Annotated in this window: 2 protein-coding genes; both read left to right on the top strand. The window is 41.1% G+C overall.

Annotated elements, in window-relative coordinates; all coding sequences use genetic code 11:
• The first annotated feature begins 69 nt into the window (after nucleotides 1-69).
• Nucleotides 70-357 (top strand): transposase, encoded by a 288-nt coding sequence (locus tag ACNQGS_RS29005; RefSeq protein WP_491490391.1) that lies wholly within the window; start codon nucleotides 70-72, stop codon nucleotides 355-357.
• Nucleotides 358-368: 11 nt separating this feature from the next.
• Nucleotides 369-805 (top strand): IS3 family transposase (locus ACNQGS_RS29000; RefSeq protein WP_491490392.1); only part of this gene is annotated, 437 nt, incomplete at its 3' end.

The raw sequence follows: 805 nt of genomic DNA, 5'->3' as shown, positions 1-805 counted from the left end.
TGATGCTAGACTAAATAGTAGACACAGATTGTTATAATAAATACATCAACTATAACGGGGTGTGTCTGTATGGCAAGAGGTAAGCAATTTGATGAGGCATTTAAAATTGAAACCGTAAAGTATATAAGTGAAAACAATAAGCCTATAGCTCAAGTAGCTAGAGAGGTTGGTGTGAACGCAAATACTTTACATGGCTGGATGAAGAAATATGGCCAACAACCAGAGGTAAAGGCTGTAAAATCTTATCCTTCAGAGGCAGCTGAATTAAGGGCCCTTCAAAAGGAAATTCGTGATCTCAAGGAGGAAAATGAAATCTTAAAAAAGGCGATGCACTACTTCGCGAAAAGCCCTCGGTAAAGTATGAATTCATTCATGAACACCGCTCCCAATACCGAGTGGAGAAGATGTGCAAAGTCCTGGGAGTTTCCAAAAGTGGTTACTTTAAATGGATAGACCGACCGAAAAGTGACCGGCAGAAGAAACATGAAAAATTATCACAAGAGATTCTTCAGACCCATTTAGAATTTAAGCAACGCTACGGAAGTGTTAAAATCGCTAGAACCCTGAATAGACGGGGCGTGGAGGTAAGTGAGCGTACGGTTTCGCGCATTATGACAGAGAACCAGTGGAAGTCTTGTACTGTCAAGAAATATAAGGCTACGACTAATTCCAAGCATCAACATCCGGTAAGTGAGAACGTCCTGGATCGACAGTTTAAAGCAAGTAAACCAAACCAATTTTGGGTAACGGATATCACGTATATTCCGACCAATGAGGGCTGGTTGTATTTGGCGAGCGTTATGGA

This window comes from Neobacillus sp. PVCKKU3 (assembly GCF_058323225.1).
This window is presented reverse-complemented; position numbering and strand designations above follow the sequence as displayed.

Coding starts and splice junctions, on each gene's coding strand:
- ACNQGS_RS29005 (WP_491490391.1), top strand. CDS start 70: ATGGCAAGAGGTAAGCAATTTGATGAGGCATTTAAAATTGAAACCGTA.